Source organism: Falsiroseomonas sp. HC035, assembly GCF_050563525.1.
In the GTDB taxonomy this organism is placed as follows: Bacteria; Pseudomonadota; Alphaproteobacteria; order Acetobacterales; family Acetobacteraceae; genus Falsiroseomonas.
The window spans coordinates 1-4228 of sequence record NZ_JBNXUN010000047.1; the positions used below are offsets into that span (position 1 = coordinate 1).

The following is a 4228-nucleotide window of genomic DNA, read 5'->3' on the forward strand; positions in this document are numbered from 1 at the left end:
CCTCGCTGCCTGCTACCGTGGGGGAACGGGTCTGATGCCGGCTACCTGCGCCTAGTTCCGGTGCCGGCATGCTAGCGCCGCCCGAAATTGACGATCAGGAGTGTCTGCGTGACCTTCCTCTCGCCCATCAGCGTAACGACGCGCGAACGCATCGCCAGGGAGTTCGACGAAAGGGGCCCCGACGCGTGCCTTGCCGAGGTTGTCGAGGATCTGAGGCGCCACAATCCGCAACTGCTCAGCATCGCGCGCAGCTGTGCCACCAGCCTGGACGACCAACCGCGGATCATGCTCGGCTTCGCCATGTTCTATCGGCTACTCATCGCGCCTTCGGTACCGGCGGTCGGGAAACCCGACGTGAGCCCGCTGCCCTGCGTGACGCACGAGACCTGCGACATCGTGATCGACGAAATCGACCGGGACGGCACCGAGGCCTTCACGATGCGGATCATCGAGGATCTGGAGGACAACAACCCGGAGCTCCTGCAGATGGCCCACAGCTTCGCGTCCAGGCAGGTGGACTACCTCGGCGCGATCCAGGGTCTTGCGTTGTTCTACAAGTCCATCGTCGAAGAAAGCTGGGCAGTGAGGAGCAGACGGCACTGAGGTAGGTCGCCGCGGGACCGCCGCCGGAGCCGCCTCGGCGACGCGGCGGCAGCAACGCATCCGCCCAACTGCCCTGTCCGATCCGACGCTGACCTTTCACTGGCTCGCTTTCTCGTCACGGCGCTCAGCGACTCAGCCACCGCGGCAAGATGTTTGGCTGCGGTCCAGTGCGCGACCAAGGTAGGGGGCGGTGCGGCTCGCCGGGCAAGCGGCGACCTTCGCCGGCGGGCCGCTCGCGACGATGCGCCCGCCCTCGTCGCCGGCGCCGGGGCCAACGTCAATCACCCAATCGCTTGCGGCCGCCACCTTCATGTCGTGATCGACCAGGATGACGGTGTTGCCGGCATCCACGAGGGCGTGAAGCTGGCCGAGTAGTCGCTCGACGTCGGTCGGGTGCAGGCCGGTGGTCGGCTCGTCGAGCACATAGAGCGCGCCGCCGCGCTGGGCGCGCTGCAATTCCGTGGCGAGCTTCACCCGTTGTGCCTCGCCGCCCGAGAACTCGGTGGCGGGCTGTCCAAGGCGGAGATAGTTGAGCCCGACCTCACGAAGCACCGATAGCGACCGGCCAATATGGGGCGTATCGCCGAAGAACGCCGAGGCGTCCTCGACAGTGAGCGCGAGGACATCGGCGATGGTCTTGCCGCGGTAGCGGATCGCGAGCGTGTCGGGATTGTAGCGGGTGCCGTGGCAGGTGGGGCACGGCGCATAGACGCTCGGCAGGAAAAGCAGTTCGACCATGACGAACCCCTCCCCCTCGCAGCGCGGGCAGCGGCCCTGGGCGACGTTGAACGAGAAGCGGCCCGCATCGTAGCGGCGCCTCCTGGCTTCGGGCGTCGCCGCGAACAGCGCACGGACATGGTCGAACAGGCCGGTATAGGTGGCGAGATTGGAGCGTGGGGTGCGGCCGATCGGCTTCTGATCGACTTCGATCAGCCGTCGGACTCCATCGAGACCGCCGAGGATTCGGCCCTCGGTCGCGCCGGCGGGCGTGTCCTCGAGCGCGGCGTTGGCCTCCGGCTCCTCCTGGGCCGCGACCGTTGTGCCGAGCGCGTCGGCGACCAGCTCGACCAACGCTTGGCTGACCAGGCTCGACTTCCCAGAGCCAGAAATTCCGGTGACCGTGGTCATCACGCCGAGCGGGATCGCGCAATCGACCTGCTTCAGATTGTTGCGCGAGACCTCCTCCAGCCGCAGCCAGCCGCCGGGCTCGCGATGCCGGCTCGGCATCCCGTCGCCCTCGTCGAACAGATGGCGCCTTGTCTCCGATGCGGCGACCTTGCGCAGGCCGTCGATCGGGCCGCTATAGAGAATCTCGCCGCCCTGCTCGCCGGCGGCGGGGCCGACATCAACGATCCAATCGGCGCGACGGACGATATCCATCTCATGTTCGACGATGAACAGCGAGTTGCCGACCGCCTTCAGTCCGTCGAGCGCACGGAGCAGCGCCTCGGTATCGGCGGGATGGAGACCGGCGGACGGCTCGTCCATCACATAAACCACGCCGAACAGGTTGGAGGCGACCTGTGTGGCAAGCCGCAGCCGCTGCAGCTCGCCCGGCGACAGGGTGGGCGTGCTGCGTTCCAGCGTCAGATAGCCGAGGCCGAGGTCGAGCAGCACGGACAGCCGGCGGCACGCGTCGCCGGCAATACGCTCAACCACCAGGGCCTTCTCCGGATCGGGCCCGCGCATCGCCCCGATCTTGTCGGCTTTCGCATCGGCATAGGGCGCGAAGATCTTCGATAGGCGGGCCATGGGCAGACCGCTCATCTCGGCGACATCGAGCCCTTCGAAACGGACCGACAGAGCCTCCCGGCGCAGCCTCTTGCCGTGGCAGACCGGGCAGGGCCGGGCGATCATGAAGCGCGCGGCGCGTTTCTTCATCAAAGCGCTTTGGGTGGTCGCGTAGCTGCGGGTGACGTGCCGCTTCGCGCTCGAAAAGGTGCCCATATAGGCCGGCTCGATCTTGCGGCGGGTCGCGCGCTGGATCTCGGCATGGCTGAACCCGGGATAGACCGGGACCTGGGGCTGCTCGTCAGTGAACAATATCCAATCGCGTATCTTCTTCGGCAGGTCCCGCCACGGCGTGTCGACGTCGATGCCAAGGCTGATCAGGATGTCGCGCAGATTTTGGCCGCCCCATGCCGTCGGCCAGGCGGCGACCGCGCGCTCGCGGATCGTTTTCGAGGGATCGGGCACCATTGAGGCCTCGGTGACCTCGTGGATCCGGCCGAGGCCGTGGCAGTGCGGGCAGGCACCCTCAGGCGTGTTGGACGAAAAGGCTTCGGCATCGAGATGGGCCTGACCCGGCGGATAGTCGCCGGCGCGCGAATAGAGCATCCGCAGCAGGTTGGAGAGGGTGGTGACGCTGCCGACCGATGAGCGGGTCGTGGGCGATCCGCGCTGCTGCTGTAGCGCCACCGCCGGCGGCAGGCCCTCGATCGCGTCCACCTCGGGCACTTTCATCTGGTGAAACAGGCGGCGCGCATAGGGCGAGACCGACTCCAGATAGCGGCGCTGGGCTTCGGCATAGAGGGTGGAGAAAGCGAGCGACGACTTGCCCGATCCCGATACACCGGTGAACACCACGAGGGCATCGCGCGGTATGTCGACATCGACGTTCTTCAGATTGTGCTCGCGCGCCCCGCGCACGCGGACGAAGCCGGAAGCCTTGATGTCTCGCATACGAAGCTCGTGGCTCCTGGACAGGCAGGCTTCAGGAGCCTGCAACCTCGGAAGCCGGTGCGGCTCCGGGTCTCACTTGGTCGCTGCCTGCCGCGACGACACGAGCGCACCCGCAAAAACCTTGATGACCGCCAGATTGAAGGCGGGAATGTCGTCGGGCTGGCGGCTCGTGATCAGGCCGCGATCGACGACGGCCTGCTCATCGACCCACGTCGCTCCGGCATTCCGGAGGTCGGTCTTCAGCGATGGCCAGGAGGTGAGGCGCCGGCCGCGGGCGGCGCCGGCCTCGATGATGGTCCAGGGCCCGTGGCAGATCGATGCCACAGGCTTGCCGGCGTCGAAGAAGGCCTTCACGAAGGCGACCGCCTCAGGGAGCGTCCGGAGCGTGTCGGGATTGATGACGCCGCCCGGAAGCAGCAGTGCGTCGAACTCGGCGGGCCGGGCGCGGTCAAGGCGCAGATCCACCGGGAACGTGTCGCCCCAATTCGTGAAGTCCCAAGCCTTCACCTGGTCCTGCTTGGGTGACACGAGCAGGGTCTTGGCGCCCGCCGCGTCAAGCGCCTTGCGCGGTCCAATCATCTCGACCTGTTCGAAGCCGTCAGTGACCAGGATTGCGACGGCCAGCCCGTTCAGCGCCTCCGTAGCCATGTGATCGTCTCCCTTTCAACGGCGCCCCTGCCGATGTCGCAGGCGGCTTCCAAGATTGCGTATGCGCGACGTCACTCGCGCACCTGACCGCTGGCACCCGGCAACTTGTACGCCAGCACTTGGGCGTGCTCGATCTTCGGGTCGCCCTCGAGCAGCTCGGGCGTCCGCGCGATCAGGGCGCTTCCTACCTTGCCGGCAAGATGGGCGAGGCGCCCCTCGTCGCTCGGGAAGGTATCGAAGATCGCGAAGTCGCGATCGCCGAAGCGAACGGCGTACCAGGTCGTCGTATCTGGTT

General features: G+C 66.9%; 3 protein-coding genes and 1 pseudogene. 1 reads left to right on the plus strand and 3 read right to left on the minus strand.

The window, feature by feature from the left end:
* Positions 1-108 precede the first annotated feature (108 nt).
* A complete protein-coding gene (locus ACLF3G_RS29240) occupies positions 109-603 on the plus strand; it encodes a hypothetical protein (RefSeq protein WP_430672898.1) in 495 nt (164 codons plus the stop codon).
* Positions 604-735: 132 nt separating this feature from the next.
* Here ACLF3G_RS29240 and ACLF3G_RS29245 read toward each other — a convergent pair whose 3' ends face one another.
* The 3 genes and pseudogenes from ACLF3G_RS29245 to ACLF3G_RS29255 form a co-directional block, all read right to left on the minus strand.
* On the minus strand, positions 736-3285 hold the full coding sequence (locus ACLF3G_RS29245; protein WP_430672899.1) for an excinuclease ABC subunit A: 2550 nt from the start codon (positions 3283-3285) through the stop codon (positions 736-738).
* A 72-nt stretch (positions 3286-3357) separates the two neighbouring features.
* Positions 3358-3933 carry a type 1 glutamine amidotransferase domain-containing protein gene (locus ACLF3G_RS29250; RefSeq protein WP_430672900.1) on the minus strand — a complete coding sequence of 192 codons (576 nt, stop codon included), beginning with the start codon at positions 3931-3933 and terminating at the stop codon, positions 3358-3360.
* 71 nt (positions 3934-4004) lie between these two features.
* Positions 4005-4228 (minus strand): annotated as a pseudogene (locus ACLF3G_RS29255) (hypothetical protein); the annotation flags it as partial.

Coding starts and splice junctions, on each gene's coding strand:
- ACLF3G_RS29245 (WP_430672899.1), bottom strand. CDS start 3,285: ATGCGAGACATCAAGGCTTCCGGCTTCGTCCGCGTGCGCGGGGCGCGC.
- ACLF3G_RS29250 (WP_430672900.1), bottom strand. CDS start 3,933: ATGGCTACGGAGGCGCTGAACGGGCTGGCCGTCGCAATCCTGGTCACT.